Source organism: Lactobacillus sp. ESL0263, from assembly GCF_003692845.1.
GTDB lineage: Bacteria > Bacillota > Bacilli > Lactobacillales > Lactobacillaceae > Lactobacillus > Lactobacillus apis.
In genome coordinates this window covers 395,220-417,751 of record NZ_REHL01000006.1, presented here as the reverse complement: position 1 = coordinate 417,751, position 22,532 = coordinate 395,220, and the positions used below count along the sequence as shown (strand labels likewise).

At 38.0% G+C, this 22,532-nt stretch carries 19 protein-coding genes and 1 riboswitch; of the genes, 15 read left to right on the top strand and 4 right to left on the bottom strand.

The annotated features are described in order from the left end of the window. Positions 1-105 precede the first annotated feature (105 nt). Complete coding sequence (gene dapF / locus F5ESL0263_RS08275; RefSeq protein ID WP_122036291.1) at positions 106-1,092, bottom strand: diaminopimelate epimerase; 987 nt, start codon at positions 1,090-1,092, stop codon at positions 106-108. Further along, entirely contained in the window at positions 1,089-2,456 is a 1,368-nt protein-coding gene (locus tag F5ESL0263_RS08270) for an aspartate kinase (protein ID WP_122036289.1), read from the bottom strand. The genes dapF and F5ESL0263_RS08270 overlap by 4 nt, the downstream gene beginning before the upstream one ends. 172 nt (positions 2,457-2,628) lie before the next feature. Continuing rightward, positions 2,629-2,806: riboswitch (Lysine riboswitch) on the top strand. Positions 2,807-2,901: 95 nt separating this feature from the next. Here F5ESL0263_RS08270 and lysA point away from each other — a divergent pair. From lysA to F5ESL0263_RS08205, 12 genes are all read left to right on the top strand, one after another. Continuing rightward, positions 2,902-4,212 (top strand): diaminopimelate decarboxylase, encoded by a 1,311-nt coding sequence (lysA, locus tag F5ESL0263_RS08260; protein ID WP_122036287.1) that lies wholly within the window; start codon positions 2,902-2,904, stop codon positions 4,210-4,212. Positions 4,213-4,221: 9 nt separating this feature from the next. Continuing rightward, complete coding sequence (gene dapD, locus F5ESL0263_RS08255; protein ID WP_074426213.1) at positions 4,222-4,932, top strand: 2,3,4,5-tetrahydropyridine-2,6-dicarboxylate N-acetyltransferase; 711 nt, start codon at positions 4,222-4,224, stop codon at positions 4,930-4,932. A gap of 4 nt (positions 4,933-4,936) precedes the next feature. After that, positions 4,937-6,076 carry an N-acetyldiaminopimelate deacetylase gene (locus F5ESL0263_RS08250; protein ID WP_122036285.1) on the top strand — a complete coding sequence of 380 codons (1,140 nt, stop codon included), beginning with the start codon at positions 4,937-4,939 and terminating at the stop codon, positions 6,074-6,076. Between the two features lie 25 nt (positions 6,077-6,101). Beyond that, positions 6,102-7,025 carry a 4-hydroxy-tetrahydrodipicolinate synthase gene (gene dapA / locus F5ESL0263_RS08245; protein WP_122036283.1) on the top strand — a complete coding sequence of 308 codons (924 nt, stop codon included), beginning with the start codon at positions 6,102-6,104 and terminating at the stop codon, positions 7,023-7,025. Next, complete coding sequence (gene dapB / locus F5ESL0263_RS08240; RefSeq protein ID WP_122036281.1) at positions 7,025-7,789, top strand: 4-hydroxy-tetrahydrodipicolinate reductase; 765 nt, start codon at positions 7,025-7,027, stop codon at positions 7,787-7,789. Before dapA ends, dapB begins: the two co-directional genes overlap by 1 nt. Before the next feature lie 10 nt (positions 7,790-7,799). Then, entirely contained in the window at positions 7,800-8,990 is a 1,191-nt protein-coding gene (locus tag F5ESL0263_RS08235; RefSeq protein ID WP_122036279.1) for an aminotransferase class I/II-fold pyridoxal phosphate-dependent enzyme, read from the top strand. Further along, positions 8,987-10,048: an aspartate-semialdehyde dehydrogenase gene (locus tag F5ESL0263_RS08230; protein ID WP_122036277.1), complete on the top strand. Its 1,062-nt coding sequence runs from the start codon at positions 8,987-8,989 to the stop codon at positions 10,046-10,048. Before F5ESL0263_RS08235 ends, F5ESL0263_RS08230 begins: the two co-directional genes overlap by 4 nt. Positions 10,049-10,247: 199 nt before the next feature. Further along, positions 10,248-11,078, top strand: a complete 831-nt coding sequence (locus F5ESL0263_RS08225) for an ABC transporter permease (protein WP_122036276.1) — start codon at positions 10,248-10,250, stop codon at positions 11,076-11,078. Beyond that, positions 11,071-11,859, top strand: a complete 789-nt coding sequence (locus tag F5ESL0263_RS08220; RefSeq protein WP_046307957.1) for an ABC transporter permease — start codon at positions 11,071-11,073, stop codon at positions 11,857-11,859. Before F5ESL0263_RS08225 ends, F5ESL0263_RS08220 begins: the two co-directional genes overlap by 8 nt. 11 nt (positions 11,860-11,870) lie before the next feature. Beyond that, the gene (locus F5ESL0263_RS08215; protein ID WP_122036274.1) at positions 11,871-12,911 is read left to right on the top strand and encodes an ABC transporter ATP-binding protein; all 1,041 of its coding nucleotides are present in this window, start codon (positions 11,871-11,873) and stop codon (positions 12,909-12,911) included. A gap of 25 nt (positions 12,912-12,936) precedes the next feature. After that, positions 12,937-13,989: an ABC transporter substrate-binding protein gene (locus F5ESL0263_RS08210; RefSeq protein ID WP_074426222.1), complete on the top strand. Its 1,053-nt coding sequence runs from the start codon at positions 12,937-12,939 to the stop codon at positions 13,987-13,989. A 54-nt stretch (positions 13,990-14,043) separates the two neighbouring features. Beyond that, a complete protein-coding gene (locus tag F5ESL0263_RS08205; RefSeq protein ID WP_122036272.1) occupies positions 14,044-15,747 on the top strand; it encodes an adenine deaminase C-terminal domain-containing protein in 1,704 nt (567 codons plus the stop codon). 159 nt (positions 15,748-15,906) lie between these two features. Here the strand turns inward: F5ESL0263_RS08205 and F5ESL0263_RS08200 are convergent, their stop codons facing one another. Beyond that, entirely contained in the window at positions 15,907-16,824 is a 918-nt protein-coding gene (locus tag F5ESL0263_RS08200) for a LysR family transcriptional regulator (RefSeq protein WP_122036270.1), read from the bottom strand. A gap of 128 nt (positions 16,825-16,952) precedes the next feature. On the opposite strand from F5ESL0263_RS08200, the gene F5ESL0263_RS08195 reads away from it, so the two are divergent. The 3 genes from F5ESL0263_RS08195 to F5ESL0263_RS08185 are packed head-to-tail and all read left to right on the top strand — an operon-like array spanning position 16,953 to position 20,976. Continuing rightward, entirely contained in the window at positions 16,953-18,206 is a 1,254-nt protein-coding gene (locus F5ESL0263_RS08195) for an MFS transporter (protein ID WP_122036268.1), read from the top strand. Positions 18,207-18,216: 10 nt separating this feature from the next. Beyond that, the gene (locus tag F5ESL0263_RS08190; protein WP_122036266.1) at positions 18,217-19,698 is read left to right on the top strand and encodes an FAD-binding protein; all 1,482 of its coding nucleotides are present in this window, start codon (positions 18,217-18,219) and stop codon (positions 19,696-19,698) included. Positions 19,699-19,719: 21 nt separating this feature from the next. Continuing rightward, a complete protein-coding gene (locus tag F5ESL0263_RS08185) occupies positions 19,720-20,976 on the top strand; it encodes an MFS transporter (RefSeq protein ID WP_122036264.1) in 1,257 nt (418 codons plus the stop codon). Between the two features lie 67 nt (positions 20,977-21,043). Here F5ESL0263_RS08185 and F5ESL0263_RS08180 read toward each other — a convergent pair whose 3' ends face one another. Beyond that, entirely contained in the window at positions 21,044-22,486 is a 1,443-nt protein-coding gene (locus F5ESL0263_RS08180) for an FAD-dependent oxidoreductase (protein ID WP_158593034.1), read from the bottom strand. Positions 22,487-22,532: the final 46 nt, after the last annotated feature.

Below are 22,532 nucleotides of genomic sequence, written 5' to 3'. Positions count from 1 at the left end.
AAACAAGGCTTTTTGCTGAAGTGCTTTCAAACATAAATTTAGGTAGAACGTAATTTTTATTAAAAAGTTTATATATAAACAGTAAATACAAAATAACTTGGAAGGCTAGTTAGCTTTTTTCGTAATAAAAGCTTGATAAGCTTCATCTTCTTGGGTTGGAGTAACTGAAAAATCAGAAAAACGTGGAAATGTCTGGTGTAATTCACCTTCATCAACTTCAATTTCTGCCATTACAGTTGCATTACCAATTAATTCAACCCAATAGCTGTCATCTGTTTGATGAACCTTAGTTTGAACAAAGCCACCAGGATTAGTAACAGTGAGCAAGCGTTCAAAAGCGTGTTCTTGCGGTTGAGTTAGGGCAAATACGAGACTTGCAGCGGACATCCCAGTACCACAGGCATTAGTAAAACCGACGCCGCGCTCATAAGTACGGACAAAAAGATGATCAGAGTCTATTACTTGTACCAGACTAACATTAACACCGTCAGGAAAGTAGGGGTTAGGTCGGTTTAACGCTGCACCCAAAGTTTTTAGAAAATCACTGTGTAACACATCAGCTGAAACTAAGCTGATAAGGTGAGGATTAGGTACAGCTACTGCTGTAAAAGTCAAATCATCATCAAAGGCGGGAACATTTTGGTCGATTAATTCATCAGTACCTAAATTGTTAAATGGTAAGTCTTTTGCTTTAAAACTGATAGGACTAATTTCTACCCCGACTGCCTTAACATTTTCTGCCCAATCTGGCTGACATGTTACAGCAAGGTCGGCTTGATCTGTTTCCACTTTAAAAGATGTTTTGTGGTATTTTTCCGCTAAATAACGACCAACAGTGCGCAAACCATTACCACACATTGATGCAAACGAACCGTCTGCATTAATTACTTGCATCCTCCCTAGAGCGTCGGGATGACTGGATTCGCTAATGACAAGCAAACCATCTGCTCCGTTCAAAAAGCTAGTTCGTCTATCCGTTAATTGACGTGCTAAGTTAACTAATTCGGGATCGGTAAGTGGCTTTTCTAATTGAGTCTGATCTAATAAGAAAAATTGATTTTGCGAACCATGCACTTTTTGCATTTGAATCATGATTTTGCTACTCCTTTAAAAAATTGTTGATAAATTTGGCTAACAGCATTTGCTGCGTCTTCTTTCTTGGTGCCTAACATAATAGAAATACGCGATGCACCCTGATTGATCATGTGAATGGCAATATGCTCTTTGGCTAAAGGGGTAGTGATGTTCTTCATTGCACCGATTTTATTCCGCATCCCTTCACCAACTACCATAATGATAGCATAATCATCAATCCATTCTAATTGGTCGGGATGAATCACTTTTTGAATTTCACTACACATTTGCGCGCGCAGTTCTTCAGTAAACTGCCGTTTATCAAAGATAACCGTCAAATCATCTATACCTGAGGGCATGTGTTCGTATGAAATATTAAACTTGTAAAATATTTCTAGTAATTTAAGTGTAAAACCAGTTTCTTTATTAAGTAGATATTTGTGTAAATATAAAGCGGAAAAGTGATTTGAGCTGGCAACACCTGTAATCGTACTTTTAGGATGAAAATCTTTTTCAGGTACAATCATCGTTCCTGGTAATTCAGGGTGATTAGTATTTTTAACATTGATGAAAACCTGGCCTTGAATTGCCGGAATCAACGCTTCGTCATGGAAAACTGAAAAACCAGCATAAGATAGTTCCCGTAATTCCCGGTAAGTCATAATTTTAATTGGATGAGGGTTAGCAACAATTCTAGGATCCGCGGCATAAATTGCATTTACGTCAGTAAAGTTTTCGTACAAGTCTGCTTTAATTCCTCTTGCCCAGATTGAACCGGTGATATCCGATCCACCACGTGAGAAAGTGGCAATTTTGCCCTGAGTTGTAACACCATAAAATCCCGGAACTACTAGTATTTCTGGCGCTTCACGCCATTTAAGTAAATTTTGATAAGTTTCAGGTAAGACTTGAGCGTCGCTGGCAGCACTGCTTACCAAAAAACCAGCGTCCTGTGGGTCTAGAAAGCGTGCTGGTAAACCTTGCTCTTGCAAAATTAATGCTAGTAACTGTGCGCAGAGTTTTTCTCCATGTGCTTTGAAAGCTGCCATTAGGTATTCTGGCTCGTCATTAAAAGCTATTGGTAAGTCAACCAACTCTTGGTGCAAGAATGCAAATTTTTGGGGCTCAAGTGCAAAAAAAGCGGCAATTTCTTGATATCTCGTCCAAATTTGCTGAATAATTCCAGTAGTGTCTTGCTGTTTCAGTGTTTTTTGGGCATATTCAATTAACAGATCTGTAACTTTTACATCTTCCGCAAATCTTTTTCCTGGTGCGGAAGTGACGATTACTTTTCTGGTTGGGTCAGCATTAATAATATTTAGCACTTTTTGAAATTGTTCACCGCTTGCAAGTGAACTACCACCAAATTTAACAACTTTCATTTTTGCAACACCTACTTGATTAAAATAATTTAAATTCGATAGTAACGCATTTTAACATTTTAATTTTTATCTGCAACTAAAACATAACTGCAGTCATGTTTGCAAAAATAAAGTTAATTAATTATGAAAAAGCCGTTGACAAGTAATATTAATAATAATAATATTTTTATAAATCAAACGAAGAGGTCGCAACTAACAAAAGTACCTAGTGGAGTTTCTGCAAAAACGGTGAAGCTAGCGAAAGGGGCAGTTGCCGAAGCGTTAATTATTGCGGTAGTTAATCGGCTGGGACGTAATCTAATAAATTACGGACTGTCGCAAATTTAAATTTGCGGAGCGCTATCGCCAAAACTGAATCAGATCAAGGTTTAATCTGAAAGACTCTTTTGTACGCTATGCGCGTATTAAAGGGTCTTTTTCTTTACCAAAAAACGGGGGTTATTAGATGTCAACGAATGATTATTACCAGACGAATGATCAAGGTCACTTAGTGATTGGAGGTGTAGATGCACTTAAGCTAGCCGAAAACTTTGGCACGCCATTGGTGGTTTATGATGTTGCCCAAATTAGAAAACAGTTCAATGCACTTAAACAAGCTTTTGTTGCTGGACAGGTTGATTATGCCATCAGCTATGCTAGTAAAGCTTTTACCTCGATTGCAATCTATCAAGTAATCAACGAATTGGGTGGCCACATTGATGTTGTTTCAGGTGGAGAACTGTATACAGCGTTGAAAGCCGGCTTTCCAACGGAAAAAATCAGTTTTCACGGTAATAATAAAACAAAAGATGAACTCTTAATGGCCGTTGAAAATAATGTTGGGGTAATCATTTTAGATAACTTTCATGAAATTGAACTCCTGAAGCAAGTATTGCATGAAACAAACAAGAAAGTGCAAGTAATGCTCCGCATCACTCCTGGTGTGAGTGCACATACGCACGAATATGATCAAACCGGTCAAGAAGACAGTAAATTTGGGTTTGATGTTCGTTCGGGTCAAGCAGAAAAAGCCTTTTTGCAAGTTGAAGCGGAAGAGCAAATGGAGTTGATTGGACTTCACGCTCACATTGGTTCACAAATCCTTGAAACTGAAGGCTTTAATCTTGAAGTGGAAAAATTGATGCAGCTAGTTCACGAATGGAAGCAAAAATATGATTATCAGCCGCAGGTTCTAAATTTAGGCGGCGGTTTTGGTATAAGATATACCGCTAAAGATCGCGTAATTGGGCTAGGTACATTTGTTGAACAAATCATTGCCAGTGTCCGTACATTAGCTGAACAGTATCAGTTAAACGTACCAGCAATCTGGGTAGAACCTGGACGCTCAATTGTTGGTGAAGCAGGCTATAGCCTTTATACCGTTGGCTCCAGAAAGGATGTGCCAGGTTTAACTCCTTATGTGACTGTTGATGGCGGCATGGGTGATAACATTCGACCTGCGCTTTATCAAGCAGAATATGAAGCATTGGTTGCCCAGCGACCAGCGGCTGAACCAGTTGAAAAGGTCCATTTAGCAGGACGCTATTGTGAATCTGGTGACATTTTGATTGATCAGGCGTATTTACCAAAAACTAAGCCTGGGGATGTAATTGCTGTTCTTGCAACTGGAGCATATGGTTACAGCATGGCTTCTAACTATAACCGTGTTCCAAGACCAGCAGTTGTTTTTGCAGAAAATGGACAAGCACAAGAAGTTGTTACACGTGAAACCTATGACGATTTAATTAAGAATGACCGTTTTTATCAAGAAAAGTGAGGATATCAAATGAAAAATATGTCAGCGACAGAAATTATTGATTTTATTGCCAATGCGCCTAAGAAAACCCCAGTTAAGATTTATGTTAAGGGCGACTTGGAGGACTTGAAATGGCCTGTAGAAGTAAGAACATTTATCGAGGGTAATTGCGGTGTTGTTTTTGGTGACTGGGATGATCTCGTACCATTTTTACGAACTAATGCGGCAAAGATCAATGACTATCAAGTTGAAAACTGCAGCCGTAACTCTGCAGTACCACTCTTAGATCTGAAAAACATTCAAGCAAGAATTGAACCTGGTGCCTTGATCCGTGAACAAGTAAGTATCGGTAAAAATGCAGTCATTATGATGGGAGCGGTAATTAATATTGGTGCTGAAATTGGTGATGGGGCAATGATTGATATGAACGCTGTTTTGGGCGGACGTGCAATTGTTGGAGCTAACAGCCATATTGGCGCTGGTGCCGTTGTAGCGGGTGTAGTCGAGCCTGCTTCTGCCGAACCGGTCAGAATTGGACAAAATGTTTTAGTTGGTGCTAACGCAGTGATTTTAGAAGGCGTTCAAGTTGGTGATAATGCTGTGGTTGCCGCAGGTGCGGTCGTGACAAAAGATGTTCCGGCTAACACTGTTGTTGCAGGTGTTCCAGCCAAAGTTGTTAAAAAAAGAGACGAACAAACTACTGATAAAACTAAGATTGAGCAAGATTTAAGAAAGCTGTGAGTTAATGTTAACTACTAGTCAACTGATTCAAATTCGTCGTGACTTACATCAAATTCCCGAAGTGGCATTGCAAGAGCATGACACCAAGCAGTATTTATTAAAGGTCATTCAACAATTTGATCAGCAATTTTTACAGATTAAAACTGTTCCTGAATTGCCAACTGCCTTACTGGTAAGAGTGCAAGGAAAGCAACCTAAAAAAACGATTGGGTACCGAGCTGATATTGATGGACTACCAGTAAAAGAAAAAACTGGGTTAGCATTTTCTTCAAAAAATGAGGGAAAAATGCATGCGTGTGGTCACGATATTCATATGACAGTTGCATTAGGAATTTTGAATTACTTTAGTGAACATCAACCACAAGATAATTTACTTTTCTTCTTCCAACCAGCTGAAGAAAGCAAAAACGGTGGCAAACTAGCATATGAACAGGGCGTTTTTACTGGTGAATGGCGTCCTGATGAATTTTTTGCATTACATGTTACGCCTGACTTACCAGCAGGAACAATTGGGTGCCGCAACGGAACACTATTTGCTGGCGCTGCAGAAATTAATATTGATCTGTATGGTCAAGATGGTCACGCTGCATATCCACAGCGTGCAAATGATATGGTTGTAGCAGCAGCTGCACTAATTAGTCAGATTCAGACAATTGTGGCGCGCAGCATCGATCCAATTGAAAGCGGCGTGATAACAATTGGGAAGGTTCGCGCGGGCACAATCAGAAATGCAATTGCTGGTCATGCGCACCTAGAAGGTACGCTTCGCGGCTTGACTCAAACGATGATTGAACAAATTGAGAAGCGTTTGCGTGAAGTAACAGCTGGTATCGGTCAAAGTTTTGCGGCTAGAGCAGAAATTGAAATTAACCAAGGAGGCTATTGGCCTGTCGAAAATGATCCTAAGATTACCGCTGAATTTATTGACTACATGAAAAATAACCCAGCAGTTAAGTATCAAGAAACTGAGCCGGCAATGACAGGTGAAGACTTTGGCTATTTACTTGCCCAAATTCCTGGAACAATGTGCTGGCTTGGTGTGCAAGATGACTCTCAGCTTCATTCCGCTACTTTCAGTCCACAAGAAAGTGCAATTGAGGCAGGGATTAAAGCAATAGTCGGCTTTTTCGAAGAGCACATGTAAATGACTAATAATGAAAGGAAAAACTATGACAGATTTTACTAACGCTGATTTATTAACTGCGTTGATCACACCATTTAATGAGCAAGGCGAAGTTGATTATCCCGGTTTAAAAGAATTAACAGAACTTTTGCTTGCCACAGGAAGTCGCGGTTTTGTAATTGGTGGTACGACTGGTGAAACGGCTACGATGAACCATGATGAAAAAATCGAGCTTTATACCCGCTTTGCAGAAATAGTTGCAGGTCGAGTACCAGTGATTGCAGGTACAGGTAGCAATAACACTGCTCAAACGGTGGATTTCACAGAAGAAGTTAGTCAAATTTCAGGCATTGATATGGCTTTGGTTGTTACGCCATACTACAACAAGCCCAATCAACTTGGAATTAAAGCGCATTTTGAAGCTGTTGCCAAAAAATCAAAGATTCCACTAATGATTTATAACATTCCTGGTCGTACAGGTGTAAAAATCACTAAGGAAACTGTTGTTGAATTGGCTGCTAATCCTAATATTGCCGGCGTGAAGCAATGTACAGAAATAGAAGACTTGGAATATATCGTTGAGCATGCACCAAGTGACTTTTTAGTTTATACCGGTGAGGATGCACAGGCACTCAGCGCTAAAGCTTTAGGGGCAAGAGGTGTAATTTCTGTTGCTTCACATATTTATGGCAAAGCAATGCGCCAAATGTATGATGAACTGGAAGCTGGCAATGTTGAAAAAGCTGGAGCACTTCAGCGAAAACTGACACCAAAAATGGCTGCATTATTTATGTACCCGTCACCATCTCCAGTTAAGGCGGTTTTAAATGCACAAAACTTACCAGCAGGGGGATGCCGCTTGCCAATGATTACTTTAAATGAAGAAGAGAAAAAGCAATTGGCACTACATTTGGGCTTAAGTGAAACGGCATTACTGCATGAGTTACCAGTAGAACTAGGAGTAGATTAATGAAACGAGTTTTTATTGCTGGCGCGACTGGATCAATGGGAAAGCAAGTTGTGCAGCTAGTTGAAAAACAAGCAGATTGTGAACTGGTTGGTGTATTAGCACCTCATGCTAAGAAAGATGGGGATTTTGCTAATACTGTCCAGTGCTTTGACCAACTTGATGAGATTGACATTAGTGCAGATATTTGGATTGACTTTACAACTCCTCAGGCTGTTTTTGAAAACGTCAAGTTTGCTTTAAACCACCAAATGAGACCGATTGTCGGTACAAGTGGGCTGACAACTGAGCAAACAGAAGAACTGCAAAAAATTGCAGAAGACCAACAGCTAGGCGGGGTTATTGCGCCAAACTTCGGGCTGTCTGCTGTCTTACTAATGAAATTTGCCCAAGAGGCTGCACGTTACTTTCCAGATGCAGAAATTATCGAAATGCACCATGCTGATAAGCTTGATGCACCTTCGGGAACGGCGATTAACACCGCAAAGATGATTGCCGAAGGTCGAAGCGGATCAGGTTCAATAGATACTAACAATGATGCAAGAGCTCGCGGAGATCTTTATGATGGTGTTCCCATCCATGCTGTCCGCTTGCCAGGTTATGTTGCCCACGAACAGGTTCTTTTTGGCGGACCTGGTGAGGCCTTGACCATTAGACAAGATTCATTTGATCGATCATCTTTTATGCAAGGTGTAAAAGTTGCACTCGATCAAGTGATGAGCTTATCCAAACTGGTTGTTGGTTTGGAAAAAATTCTATCAATATAAGGAGGAAAAAATGCCACATTTAGCTTCAGATTTAACCCCAACTACAAGTGTTCCGCTGACTCAAATTCCAGCTTCAGGTATCCGTGCATTTGCGCAAAAGGTTGATGATATACCAGATTTAATTAAGTTGACATTAGGAGAGCCAGATTTAAATACGCCAGAGCACGTCAAAAAAGCGGCAGCTCAGAGCATTTTAGACAATGACTCCCATTATTCAGCACAAAAAGGAACTTTGAGACTTCGCCAAGCGATTAGTGACTTTCTAAAGCGGAAGCAAAATATTTCATATGATCCGGAAAATGAGATCGTTGTAACGGTAGGGGCGACTGAAGCAATTGCTGCAGCAATGTTGTCGTTAATTCAGCCAGGAGACCAAATTATTGTTCCTACGCCTTCATATGCATTGTACTTCCCACTGCTTCAATATGTAAAAGCAGATTTAGTTGCAATTAATACAGCGGATACGGACTTTGTCCTGACTCCTGAGGCCTTAGAACAGACTTTACAAAGTCATCCGCAGGCGAAGGCAATTATTCTCAATTATCCGACTAATCCAACTGGTCGTGAATGTTCAGAAGAAGTGTTAAAGCAGTTAGCACAAATCATTGAAAAACATCACTTATACGTAATTTCTGATGAAATATACGGCGAATTGACTTATGACTTTGAACACATCTCAATTGCGCGCTATATTCCTGAACGGACCCTAGTAATCAATGGTTTGTCAAAGTCACACGCAATGACTGGCTACCGAATTGGATACATTGTAGGGCCAACAGAATATATTAGCTTGATTGCCAAAATGCATGCCTTTTTGGTTACTGCACCATCTAATCCAGCTCAGGCAGCTGCCTGTGAAGCATTAGAAAACGGTGATGAAGACCCAATTGAATCACGTCAAATTTATCATAAAAGGCGTGACTATATCGTTGATGCACTTAACGAAATGGGATTAAAGACGATGGTTAGTGAAGGGGCATTTTACGTTTTTGCCAAAATTCCTGAAGAATATGGAACAGATGATGAAGCCTTTGCATTAGATTTAGCGCATGAGGCGAAAGTTGGTGGTACACCAGGAAGTGCTTTTGGAGATGGTGGACAGGGCTATATTCGCTTTTCATATGCTGCTAGTGATGAGGACTTGCATGAAGCAATGGCACGAATAAAACGATTTTTGGCAGAAAAGGATGATCATCAATGAGAGAATATGTTGTTGCAATACTGGGTGCAACCGGTGCAGTTGGTCAGCGGCTGATTAGTGAGCTTGAACAATCCAGTATACCGGTTAAAAAACTAAAACTATTAGCGTCAAAACGTTCAGCAGGTAAAAAGTTAAAATTCAAAAATCAAGAAATTACAGTTGAAGAAGCCCAACCGGATTCATTTAATGGTGTAGATCTTGTTTTATCGTCTGCTGGTGGCGCAGTTTCAAAAAAGCTGCTACCAGAGGCCGTTAAACGTGGTGCAGTTTGCGTTGATAACACGAGTGCTTATAGAATGGAAGATGGCGTGCCACTAGTTGTTCCTGGAGTTAATGACAAGGAACTAGTTAATCATCATGGCATTATTGCCAATCCGAACTGTTCAACCATTCAGATGGTTGCAGCTCTTTATCCGATTTATCAGCGGTGGGGAATTAAGCAGATTATTGTTTCAACCTATCAAGCAGTTTCAGGTGCTGGAAAAGCGGCGTGGGATGAAATGCTGAACCAAGCTCAGGCAAGACTGAATCACCAAGACTTGAAAGCTAAAATTTTGCCGACTGCAGCGGATAAGCGCCATTATCCGATGGCATTTAATTTGCTGCCGCAGATTGATGTGTTTGAAGATGATGGTTACACGCATGAAGAGTGGAAAATGATTCATGAAACTAAAAAGATTTTGCTTAATGATCAAAATGCGGGTGAAATTAAAGTAACCGCAACTTGTGTGAGAGTTCCAATTGAAATTGGTCACGGTGAAACAGTTTATTTTGTTGTAAAAGATTCGTCGGCAACTACTGCTGAAATACAGGAAGAGATTGCTAAAACATCCGGTTTAGTTTTGCAAGATGATCCTAGCAAACAAGTTTACCCGCAGCCACTTTTAGCAGCTGGTAAACGAGAAACCTTTGTTGGGCGTATTCGCCAAGATCAAGAAAATGATGGTGCCTTTCAGATGTGGGTTGTTGCGGACAACCTATTGCGTGGTGCAGCTAGCAATACAGTCGAAATTGCAGAGTGTCTTGTACGCGATGACCTAGTACATCAAACAAATTAAACATTTATCAAAAAGCCACAGAAAAACCTGTGGCTTTTATTGTTCGCTTTTAATGGTTATACACATATATTTTTAGCTTATATAAAAACTTGCAGAAATAAAAGACAAACTTTTAAAAGCTATATAAATAAATATATTCGGATTTTGCCTTGACAGATTGTTAAAAAATAGATAATCTAGAATCAATCGGAGGTAATATATGAATCGGAAAACCGCAGTTTGGTTACTAATACCTGCATTCTTTGGCGTCTTGGTTTTTACCTTTTTTCCATTAATTGAAATCGCAATTCCAACGTTCCAGAGTAAAGCAGGTTTTTTTGCGCTTTATACACAGTTTCTAAAAAGCTCTTATAACTGGACAGTAATTGGAAGAACATTTTTGATAGCAGTTTTAACAGTGATTATTGTTTTGATTCTTGGATTACCTATCTCGTTATGGATTGGAAGACAAAAAAAGACCGTTAGACAGGTGCTGAACTTACTAATTCTCTTTCCAATGTTAACTAACGCTGTTGTTAGAAACTTTGCTTGGATTATTATCTTGGGTCGTGATGGCATAATTAACAAATTATTGCTCTCACTCCACTTAATAAAAGCACCGCTAAACATTCTATATACCGATACGTCGATTATTATTGGCTCGGTTTATCTGTTTTTGCCAATCATGATTAATACTTTGATTGGTAGTGTTGCAGAATTAAACATCGAAATTGAAGAGGCTGCTGCTGTTTTGGGCTCTAGCCCATGGCACACTTTATTCAAGGTTATTATTCCTCAACTTGCTACAAGCATTTTAACGGGATGTATCCTGGTTTTTGCCGGAACAATGACAGCATATACTACACCACAAATCCTTGGTGGTAATCGTCATTTGGTGATGGCTACTTTAATTTATCAACAGGCCATGACATTAGGAAATTGGCAAAATGCCAGTGTAATTGCCTTGATCTTAATCGTTATCTCAGCTCTTTCGATGTGGCTTATGAAGCGATTAAGCTATCGCCTAGATCGGAGGATGACTAATGCTTAATCGTAAAAATAAAACGTTAACCATTATTTCACTAATTATTCTGGCGCTGATTATGTTGCCACTAGTCCTAGTGGTTATAACTTCATTTAATAATCAAAGCTCGATTTCCTTACCAATCACAGGTTTTACCCTTTCGTGGTATAGCAATATTTTTCAGCAACCTGACTTTATTACCGGCTTTGAGTCAAGCCTATTGGTGGCACTAATCGCCAGCTTTTTAGCCTTAATTATTGGCATTCCTGCTGTTTATGCTTTAACACGTTATAATCTGCAACATGCGGCTTGGTTCCAATCATTTTTTCTAAGTCCGACTTTAATTCCTGAAATTGTAATTGGCTTTGCACTATATCAAACGGCTGTTATTACCTTTAAAATGCCAGTTTTTATCAGCTTAATTATTGGTCACTTTCTCCTGTGCTTACCGTATGTCATTCGGTTAATCACAGCCAGTATGTTGATGATGGACAGTCATATTGAGGAAGCAAGTTGGGTCTGCGGCTGTTCACCTAAAAAAGCATTCTTTTTGATTGTTTTACCTAATATTAAGTCTAGTATCATTGCGGCCTTTATGATGTGCTTCATCAATTCGTTCAATAATATTCCAATTTCATTATTCATGAATGGGCCATCGCTTACGATGTTGCCACCAGCAATTCTAAACTATTTGCAAAACAATTATGATCCAACTGTTTCTGCAATTTCAGTTGTTTTAATGGTCTTTACAGCGCTAATGATGTTTTTAGTTGAAAAAGTAATTGGCATTAGCAATATTACTAAATAGGGGTTTTGAGTGTGGCAAATTTAGAAGTAAAAAATTTAGCAAAATCATATGATGGTAAAACTAAAGTTTTGCAGGATATATCTTTTACAATTGAAAATGGTGAATTAGTTTCAATTCTAGGACCTTCGGGTTGTGGAAAAACTACAACTTTAAGAATAATTGCGGGTCTAATTCAAGAAACTGCAGGACAAATTTTAGTTAATGGTAAAGACATTACCAAAACACCTGTGTATAAACGCAACTTTGGGATGGTGTTCCAAAGTTACGCCTTATTTCCACATTTAAGTGTTTTCGATAATGTGGCGTTTGGCTTAAAAATGCACAAATTACCAAAGCAGGAAATCAACGAAAAAGTGACCGGAATACTTGAAATGACGGGTTTAAGCGACCTAGCAAGTCAATTTCCGGCACAACTTTCTGGAGGACAGCAACAACGAGTTTCCTTGGCAAGGGCGCTAGTTACTAATCCAGAGATGCTATTGATGGATGAGCCATTAAGCAACCTTGATGCTAAATTGCGTTTAAAAATGCGTGAAGAGATTCGTAAATTACAGCAAGAAATGAAGATGACAGTTCTTTTTGTCACACATGATCAACAAGAATGTTTTGCAATTTCTGACAAAGTTTTAATTATGAATCAAGGACGGATTGAACAATTTGACCGTCCCGAAAATATTTTTCATCATCCACGTACTGAGTATGTGGCTCGGTTTATTGGTTACGACAACTTTATTCCAGTTAATGCAGACAATCGTGAGGATAGTTATCATATTGCAGTCAAGGGTACGAGATTAACAACTGAAGAAAATAATGAGAATGCAAAAGTTCTTACCATTCGCCCCGAAAACATTCAATTGAACGCAGATAGTACTGAAAACACTTTGACTGGTACGATTACTGGTCGTGAATATTTGGGACAAAGTTTTAAATACACTATTCATTCAGAATTGGGTGACTTCCAAGTTGAGGAAGCAAGACAGAAGATGCGCAGTTCAGGGGATGAGGTCAAACTTACACTCCCAGCTAAACATCTTCATCCATTGTCAGAGTAAATATTCAGGAAGGTTTTTTATTATTATGAAATTCAAAAAAGCTTGCTTGGCAGCTGCCAGCTTTATCGTTGCCGGAACTGCTATTGCAACCACGGCTTGTTCATCTAGTACAAATAGTGGTAAATTGGTTGTATCAACCTTTGGTTTATCAACAAAGCAAATGCGTTCAGATGTCCTTGATCCTTACGCTAAGAAAAATAATGTGAAAGTTTCTACGCAATTTGGTGATAGTTCAACTCGTTTAACGCAGATAGAACACAACCCTAATTCAACAGTTGATGTGATTGAGTTAGCACAAAATAATGCGATTACAGGTTCTAAAAAGAAACTGTTTAAAAAGTTAGATTTTTCAAAAATTAAGAACTTTAAGTATTTATCGAGCGATCAACAAAAGCTAGCTAAACAGACTAATACTGTGCCATACACTGTTAATAGTTTAGGGATCATTTACAATCCAAAGAAAGTTCAAATCAAAGATTGGAATGACTTATGGTCAAAGAAATTAAAGGGTAAGATTGCCGTACCAGATTTTGCAACAACTTTTGGTCCTGCAATGCTCTATGTTGCAGGTGACCATGCTAATGTTGATGTGACTAAGGATGATGGTAAGGCAGCGTTTCAGGCAATGAAACAGTTGAAACCAAATGTTGTAAAAACTTATGCACAAAGTTCAGATTTGAGTAATATGTTTAAGACAGGGGAAATCACTGTTGCAGTTGTTGGTGACTACGCCGTTGGAATGTTGAAAGCGACAAATCCAAGTTTGAAGTACATGGTGCCAGCTTCAGGTACTTATGCAAACTATGACAATATTGCGATTTTAAAGAATAGCAAAAATGCAGACGCTGCTTACAAGTACATTGATTTTAGACTAAGTAAAGAAAACCAGAAAAAAGTTGCTGGTGCTAAATCACTTAATAATGCACCAGTTAACTCACAAGTTGAATTGTCACCTGCAGAGGCAACAAATAAGACTTACGGTGACATTGCTAAAAGAGCAAAGACAATTGATTTCTTCTATGTGAATAGTCATATGTCTTCGTGGATAAGTCAGTGGAACAAGATAATGAATCAGTAATAAGGAAAAATAAAAGAGTTGGCTAAAACCAGCTCTTTATTTATGGGAGGAAAAATGACACAAGTTGATCTGTTGATTAAAAACGGCCATATTTTTAATGTATTTCTGCGTAAATTTGTTGACACACAGGTAACGGTCAAAGATGGTAAGTTCTATTGGATTAATACAGATTTGCCAGGAATTGAAGCAAAGAAAACACTTGATTTAAAAGGTAAGTACTTAATTCCGGGATTTGTTGATGCCCACATGCACATTGACTCTTCAATGACTACGCCAGCAATTATGGGTCAAACGATTTTAAAATACGGTACAACGACAATTGTGGCGGATGACCATGAAATAACTAATGTTGCTGGTATTGAGGGACTCAAAAACTTTATTGATGAACCAGCACCAATTGATATTTTCTTTGGTATTCCTTCGTCTGTTCCTTCGACTAATCCAGATATGGAAACAACTGGTGGCCAGATAGGTGTAAAAGAGGTTCAGGAGCTACTTAAAGATCCCCGGTTTATTTGCTTGGGTGAGGTGATGAACTTTAAAGGAATGACATCACCACGTGAAACATTAATCAAAGATATTATCAAAACTTGCCGTCAAGAAAAGCCTACATTGCCATTAGAAGGACATGTTCCAGCATATGCTGGTGAAGATTTGGCTAAAGTTTTGTATGCAGGTATCACTACTGATCACACTCAACAAACGGCAGATTTAGTTAATGAAAAAATTCGTAACGGGATGTTTGTTGAAGTACAGCTGAAGTCAATGCACCAAGAAGTAATTGACACAATTATTGAGCAGAAGTATTTTGAGCACGTGGCCCTAGTGACAGATGACTCAATGCCAGACACTTTACTGCACAGTCATTTGAACCATTTGGTTAAAAAAGCAATCGAAATGGGGATGACACCAGAAGAAGCAATTTATATTTCAACATACACACCAGCTCGTCATATGGGATTATGGGATCGCGGTGCAATTGCTCCTGGTAGAGTAGCCGACTTTGTTATTTTGGATGATCCAAGTACTTTGTCAATTGAAGCAGTTTACAAAAACGGGATAAATGCTGAAGATATTGAAACAAAAACTGATTACCAGTTTTTACCAGCGTTACGTCATTCAATCAATGCTCCGAAATTAACGAGTGAAGACTTTGTGCTAAAAACAGACTTGGTAAGTAATGGCGACGTATTAGCTAATGTCATTCAAGTTAACCCAGTTGGTACTTTCACAAATCATATTCAAGTTAAATTAGAAGTAGAAAATAATATTGTTCAATGGCAAAAAGCAGGCCTAGCTATGATCCTTGTACAAGACCGTTATAACGGTGGAAAAGGTCGCTATAGTGTTGGCCTGGTTGATCGCGGCATCCTCAAGGACGGTGCAGTAGGCGCCACCTGGGCACATGATCACCATAACTTGATGGTAATGGGAACCAACACAAAGGCAATGCTTAAAATTCAACATCAATTAATTGAGCAGCAGGGGGGCTATATTGCCGCTAAAGGTGAAGAAATAGTTGCTAATGCTGAGCTACCAATTGGTGGAGTTGCTAGTGACCAACCAATGCAAGTGCTCGGTAGTGAAATAGGTAAAATCCGCAAGACAATGCAAGAACTAGGATATAAAAATACTAACGAGATTATGTCCTTCTCAACACTGTCTCTGCTTGTTTCACCAAGCTTCAAAATTTCAGATAAGGGTTTATTTGATGTCAAAAGTCAGCAAAAGTGCCCTTTATTTGAAGAAGTTAAATAAGCGTAGTTACTTAGAATTATAATTTGAGTGATTAAATTTTACAAAAATTAAAGTGCTCCATGATAGTTAGACACACAAGCTAATTATTATGAAGCACTTTTTTAATGATTATAAATTCCAGCTATAGCAATAGTAGCTTAAAGAACTAAGCCAAAAGTCTTAATCAATCCACTTTTTCTTTTCTTCTAGTTCCGCATTTTTCAAAGCTGTAAAAATTTTTTGAAAATAGGGCTTTTGCTCGTAACCCTTTCGATAAGCAATACCATTTTCAAACGATAACTTATAATTTAACAAAATAAAATCAAGTTTTTCATTAACTTTATCGTAAAGAATACTTGGAACAATCCCTAAGCAACGATTACTGGCACAAAAAATTTCGAGTACCACTTCATCACTAATACTCTTGAAATTGAATTCCGGATATTTTAATGATAGTTCAAATTTAAAATGATTAATGAGAGGCAAAGGTGGAACTGAATTCCAGATATAAACATCTTGCTTAAATAAGTCTTTGATACCTATGGTTTTTTTCTTACTTAAAGGATTTTTCTTTGAGGCAATAACAGAAAGGCCAGACGAAAAAACAGGTTTAAAAGTAATTTCTTTTTTATCAATAAAAAAGTCGTTTTGATATAGGACAAAATCATATTTACCCTGAATTAATGAGGTTGATATGCCGTTACCATCATTAGGATCAAAAATTTCAAGATTAATTCGTGGTTGCAAACTATTATCTAGATCTTGAATAAATTTTGAAAGAAATTCTATTTCAAACAGTGATCCAGTAAAGGCTATAGTAATAGGTTCAAGTGCTTTTAAATTGCTATTTTTAATATCCGTAACAGTATCATCGATATCTTTATATATTCTTTTGGCTTTAACGTAAAAAAATTCTCCACTAGTTGTTAGCTCTATTCCACGTCGACCAGGCTTGATTAATTTTGTACCCAAAAAGGTTTCTAACTTATGTATATTTTTAGAAACTGTTGATGGAGAAACAAATAGTTGATTAGCAGTTTGTGTAATATTTCGAGTTCTGACTAATGATAAAAAGTATTTGATTTGATTAGTATTCATAATTTACCTGAAGATAATTAGCAGCTTTTCCAAAATGGAAAAGCTGCTTTCTGTAATGTCTGATGAAAGTGCTTAACTCAATGCTAACATAAATGTGATAAAAGTAATTAACAAAGGAGAAAGGATAAATGAGTAATAAACAGAAAATATATCCATGGCTAATGATAGTCACTACAGGACTACTCTGTGGTATCGTGGCGGGTGTCTTTACACAAGTTATGGGCCTATTTTTAACACCACTAGCTAACTCAATTGGCGGTGGAAAATTGGGCTCAGTTTCTTACTATTATACCGTATTAATTTTGGCAACAGCCGTTGGTACAACGCTAGTTGGTAAGTTTATTCACAAAGTTAATGTTTCAATGATTCTTTTAGGATCCATTGTAGTTGCAGCAGTTTCAACATGGCTATTTTCAATGGCTAATAGTGTTATTGCATTTTATATTTTAGCTGCGATTGTTGGTATTTGCTGTGGTTTCAGTGGTTATGTTGTCCAAGGTGTAGTAATAAATAATTGGTTTGTTAAAAGAAAAAACTTTGCTTTTACAGCAGGTGCTTTCTTTAACACAATTTTTTTAGCAGTTATTACTCCAGTTGCTTCACAAATAATTCAAAGTAACGGTTGGCGGAGAGCTTTCATCATTTTGGCAATTATAATGCTGGTTATCGGAATACCATGTTCTTTGTTTACTAAAGTTGAGCCAGCTAAATTAGGTCTGTTGCCTTATGGTGTCTCCTCACAGGCTGAGTTGGACCAAATTAACGATGATGCCGATGCAGAAGCTGGAAATAACTCGAATACAAGCAAGGTACTCTTCTCTTTATCATTCGTCTTAGTTCTAATTTTCTTCTGCTTCAATGAATTCGCGGGTAACATGACATCACTTTGGCCATCATTTGCTGAAGGAATCGGCTTTGGTGCAAATGTTGGTGGCTTAATTGCAACCATCATTACTGTAGCTGATTTAGCTATGACCCCATTATTTGGTGTAACAACTGACCACTTTGGCGGAAGAAAGGCACTTCCATGGTGGCTATTTCTAACTATTTTGGCACCAATTTTGATGATTATTGCTAACCAAACCAGAATGATTCCTTTGGCTTTAGCCGCAGCCATTCCAGCAGATGCAATTTCAGTTGTAATGGGCTCAGGTGAACAAGTTTTTGCCAAAGATATCTTAGGTAAAGACTTTGATGCAGGCTATTCATACGCTAGTTCTATTACTTATGTTGTTAGTGCGTTTGCTACACCAGTTTTAAGTAATATTGCAGATGCAACACACAATTGGAACATTGTAGTTGGAATTGTTGCGCTTTGTGAGTTAGTCGTTTTGTTAGCAGTAATTTATGGCGAAAATAGAGCAAAAAGATTAGCAGATTAGGAGAAATAAAATGAACACAAACGAATATGATGTAATTGTAGTTGGTGCCAGCAATGCTGGCGGCATGGCAGCATGCGCAGCTGCTGAAAAGGGTGCTAGGGTTTTAGTAATTGATAAAATGAAAAGTACTAACTTTTTATATCGCTTATCACTTGCTGCGGTCGGGACAAAAGCACAGAAAAAGGCAGGAATTGAAATTGATAAGTATCAATTAATTAATTACTTATCTGCTTTTGCCCAAGATAACGTTGACCAAAAGTTACTTTGGACATGGGTTAATAATAGTGCTTCTACAGTTGATTGGCTTGAAGACAATGTTTTAAAGCCTCATGGTGCTCACTTATATCCTGAAACAGACGCACATTATCAGACCTTAATTAATACAGCTTTTCCTACAGAACACGATGTTACCAATGATAAGCATGAGGATGTCTTTTATGGAGACTGGGTCGTAGAAAAAGCTAAAGAGCTTGGTGCAGAATTTTTGTGGCAAACTAAATTAGAACATCTAATCACAGAAGACGGTACTGTAACTGGTGTATTAACAAAAAACACTAAGACATCAGAATTAAAAGAGTTCAAAGCTAAGAAGGGTGTCATTATTTGTTCTGGAGGATATGGCTCAAACGAGGCCTTAATGCAAAAATGGAATCCACTTGGCTTGAAGAAAAATGTTTACTCCGATAGTCCACGTGATGATGGATCTGGTCAATTAGCGGCTGTTGAAGTCGGTGCTTGGCGTGATGAAGAACCAGCTGAAATCATTTTTGATCGCGGGTCCGTGCCAGTAGGAACTAATACAAACGAATATTACATTAAGTCTTGGGAAGATATTGGTTATTTCTGGATGGGAAGCTACCCACTTTTGAAATTGAACTTAAATGGTGACCGCGTAGGTAACGAAAGTGCTCCTTATGAATTTGATATGAATAGAGCAACTAAGCAACCAGGCTATTTGCAAGTAGCGATTTGGAATGATGCAACAATGGATAATTTAGAGCAGTTCCATACTTTAGGCTGTGCACGATTGAATTGGCCAGGTTTTTATAATACCGATGAAAACAAAGAAGAAATAAACACTAGAATAAAAGAAGGATTTATTCAAAAAGCAGATACAGTTGAAGAACTGGCTAAAAAGTTAAACTTACCAGTTGAAAATCTAAAAAACAGTGTAGATAACTATAATAAGATGTGTGCTCAGGGTAAGGATACAGAGTTTGGTAAAGAGAGCTTTAGACTTCTGCCACTTACAGAAGGTTCATATTATGGTGCTGTGTATGGTGGACGCTTATTAGCGACATTGGATGGTCTTAGAGTAAACACAAAAATGCAAGTACTTAATACACAAGGAAACGCAATTCCACATTTGTACGCTGCAGGTAATGCTAGTGGTGGATTTTTCTGGGGGTCATATCCAGATCATGTTCCAGGCTTAACTGCTAGTCATGCTCAGACTTTTGGCAGACTAGCTGGACAACAAGCCGCTTTATAATTAGTTGTTTATTTTTAAACAATGTTTATTGGAAAAAACATTAGGGAGTCCAAATTAGCTAGGATTTATCCGTGGTTAATTGTCTTGGCATCTGGACTGCTGATGAGCTTACTTGAGTATACTTACACTTTACTATTTAGTTTATTTTTAAATCCGTTAGTAGAATCTTTGAATAGCAGAATGTCAATAGTAGCGCTGTATTACACATTAATTAGCTTTTCAATTTCAGCAATGCTACCAATAATTAATCGAGTAATTGACCGAATTAGTTTGAGTAAAATCACTCTTACTGCCGTTATAGTTGGCACTATAAGCATATGGCTCTTTTCAAAAATTAATCGAATTTGGGAGTTATACTTCCTTGCTATTGTTGTAGGAATTTGTAGTGCTACTTGTGGAACTGTAGTCCAAGGTATAGTTCTTAATAATTGGTTTACTAAAAGAAAAAATTTTGCTTTTACAATGGGGTCATTTGTTTCGACCATTTATTTGTTGATTATGACACCACTGATAACTTATCTCATCAATATTTGTGGTTGGAGACAAACAATGCTAATTCTTGCGTGGATGACGCTAATACTAGGAGTGCCATGTGCACTATTAATGAAAGCAAGTCCACAAATGATTGGATTGAAGCCTTATGGGATAAGTGATGATGAAACAGGGAAAACAGATAAGGGGTATCTGGCCAAAAAAGTAAATCCAAAAAAGATAATTTTTTCACGACCGTTTATAATTACACTAATCTTTTTCATAGCAATTACTTTTGCTTCTAATATGAGTCAACTTTTTCCAACCTATGCAGTTAAAGTCGGTTTTGGAGCTACAGTAGGCGGATTAATGGAAACAATTATGACAGGTGTTGATATTTTAATTACCCCCTTGTTTGCAATAACTACTGAAAAATTTGGTGGTAAGAAAGCTCTCCCAGTATGGACTTTTTTAGGGTTATGCACTTTTCCTCTTTTAATCTTGGCAACAAATAAGCATATAGAAGCCTTTGCACTTATTAGTGCAATCGGTGCGGATATTCTAACAGATATTTATGGACCCGGTGAGCAGATTTTTGCTAAGGACATTCTAGGAACAAATTTTGCTAAGGGCTATTCGTATATTAATTCGATTACTTATTTGGTGGGTGCATTTGCAGTGCCTGCAGTTAGTCTAGTTTATGAATTATCATTGAATTGGAATTTTGTCTTTATGTTAGGAATAGGCTTATTAGTATTAATGCTAATAATGCTAGCATATGGTTATTGCAAAGTTAAAAATAAATAGAAGAAAAGGGGCTGCCCAGCTAATTACTGAGTACCCCTTTTTGTTAATGGTAAAGTTAAAGCTCCTGCTACGCCTTTACTATATTATCAACAGCATTTCTAGCTGAGTAGATACAGTAGCCTGCATGAGTTCCACTAACTTCAACACCATATGTGTCGCCATAGATGACTCCAGAGCCGTCACTTCCAATTGCATATAAATGCTTTATTTCATGTCCATCGTTGTCAATAACTTCATTGTTGACATTAACTTTCAGCCCATCACCCGTAGTGAAAGCACCAACTTCCATTTCTAATGCATAGAATGGCCCCTGAGTAATTGGTAATAAGTATTTTGCAGGTTTACCAAAATCAGTGTCTAACTCAGTAGCTGCCATCTTATTGTACTTATTAATGCTTTCAACAAGATTAGGAGCTGAAATCTTTTCAGCAAGGTCTGCTAGAGAATCACTTACAGTAATGAAACTAAGCTTCTTGTCCAAGGCAACCTTAATTTCTTTTTTCAAATTAGGGTAATTAGGTAATTCATAAAAGGGATGTAAATCTAACGGAAAACTCTTTTCAGTGAAGTCATCAATCGTTTTTTGATCAAAAATAGCAAAAACCCGATCTTGACGTAGCATTGAGTTCCCTTCATTGGCCCAATTGGTCACGCAGTCATATTCATTAACAAAACGATCACCGTTTTCATTAATCCATAAAACTGGCTCATCACACACTGCACTACCAAGATTCCAGTCAGAGAGTTCGTAGGCTGGTACCTGATTAGTTTTATCATAAATTTGGCCACCAAAGTTCATTGTCATTCCGGTAAAGAACTTTCGTGCACCCACTGACCAGGCCATTTGTAAGCCGTCGCCAGTGCTTTTTCCAGAGTTTACGGCCACAATTTTTTGAGGATTATACTTATGCGCATTGGCCATTAACTCAGGGTTGTTTAGATAACCTCCTGTTGCCAAAATGATGTCTTTAGCACTAATCGTCTGAGTCGAATTGTCGGTAACATTAATTAAATTAAGCTGAAAGCTTCCAGAAGAAGTAGTAGTTAGTCCTTCTGCACGTGTGAGCGTCTTAATTTCCACTCCTTTAGATTTAATATAAGGTTCCAAACCATCATGGATAGCTTTATCACCATATCCCTCAAAAAGATGCCAAGTCGAAAAACCGGTCCCCATATTAACGACGTCTTTAAATTTTACTCCATGCTTTTCCAGCCACTCGATATTTTCTGCTGAATGTTCAATGTACTTTTTCCAAATTAAGCCGTTGGCTTCATAATGTGAATAATCTAATTCAGCTTGGAGAATACTTTCTGGTGTGATATCGATCCCTGCCTGCTTTTGCATTTTGGATTGAACTGCAAAAACACCTTCAACATAATTGCCAGTTCCACCGGTAGTGCGACCTTTTTCGACAAGTAATGTTTTAAGGTTTTTATCTGCTGCCTCTGTTGCTGCTGCAAAGCCTGATAAACCTCCACCAATAACTACAACATCATAATTATCTGTCATTTTGCTTTTTTCCTTTCTACTATTACACATTAATAGTATTCCCTGG

Coding starts and splice junctions, on each gene's coding strand:
- dapF (WP_122036291.1), bottom strand. CDS start 1,092: ATGATTCAAATGCAAAAAGTGCATGGTTCGCAAAATCAATTTTTCTTA.
- F5ESL0263_RS08270 (WP_122036289.1), bottom strand. CDS start 2,456: ATGAAAGTTGTTAAATTTGGTGGTAGTTCACTTGCAAGCGGTGAACAA.
- lysA (WP_122036287.1), top strand. CDS start 2,902: ATGTCAACGAATGATTATTACCAGACGAATGATCAAGGTCACTTAGTG.
- dapD (WP_074426213.1), top strand. CDS start 4,222: ATGAAAAATATGTCAGCGACAGAAATTATTGATTTTATTGCCAATGCG.
- F5ESL0263_RS08250 (WP_122036285.1), top strand. CDS start 4,937: ATGTTAACTACTAGTCAACTGATTCAAATTCGTCGTGACTTACATCAA.
- dapA (WP_122036283.1), top strand. CDS start 6,102: ATGACAGATTTTACTAACGCTGATTTATTAACTGCGTTGATCACACCA.
- dapB (WP_122036281.1), top strand. CDS start 7,025: ATGAAACGAGTTTTTATTGCTGGCGCGACTGGATCAATGGGAAAGCAA.
- F5ESL0263_RS08235 (WP_122036279.1), top strand. CDS start 7,800: ATGCCACATTTAGCTTCAGATTTAACCCCAACTACAAGTGTTCCGCTG.
- F5ESL0263_RS08230 (WP_122036277.1), top strand. CDS start 8,987: ATGAGAGAATATGTTGTTGCAATACTGGGTGCAACCGGTGCAGTTGGT.
- F5ESL0263_RS08225 (WP_122036276.1), top strand. CDS start 10,248: ATGAATCGGAAAACCGCAGTTTGGTTACTAATACCTGCATTCTTTGGC.
- F5ESL0263_RS08220 (WP_046307957.1), top strand. CDS start 11,071: ATGCTTAATCGTAAAAATAAAACGTTAACCATTATTTCACTAATTATT.
- F5ESL0263_RS08210 (WP_074426222.1), top strand. CDS start 12,937: ATGAAATTCAAAAAAGCTTGCTTGGCAGCTGCCAGCTTTATCGTTGCC.
- F5ESL0263_RS08205 (WP_122036272.1), top strand. CDS start 14,044: ATGACACAAGTTGATCTGTTGATTAAAAACGGCCATATTTTTAATGTA.
- F5ESL0263_RS08200 (WP_122036270.1), bottom strand. CDS start 16,824: ATGAATACTAATCAAATCAAATACTTTTTATCATTAGTCAGAACTCGA.
- F5ESL0263_RS08195 (WP_122036268.1), top strand. CDS start 16,953: ATGAGTAATAAACAGAAAATATATCCATGGCTAATGATAGTCACTACA.
- F5ESL0263_RS08190 (WP_122036266.1), top strand. CDS start 18,217: ATGAACACAAACGAATATGATGTAATTGTAGTTGGTGCCAGCAATGCT.
- F5ESL0263_RS08185 (WP_122036264.1), top strand. CDS start 19,720: ATGTTTATTGGAAAAAACATTAGGGAGTCCAAATTAGCTAGGATTTAT.
- F5ESL0263_RS08180 (WP_158593034.1), bottom strand. CDS start 22,486: ATGACAGATAATTATGATGTTGTAGTTATTGGTGGAGGTTTATCAGGC.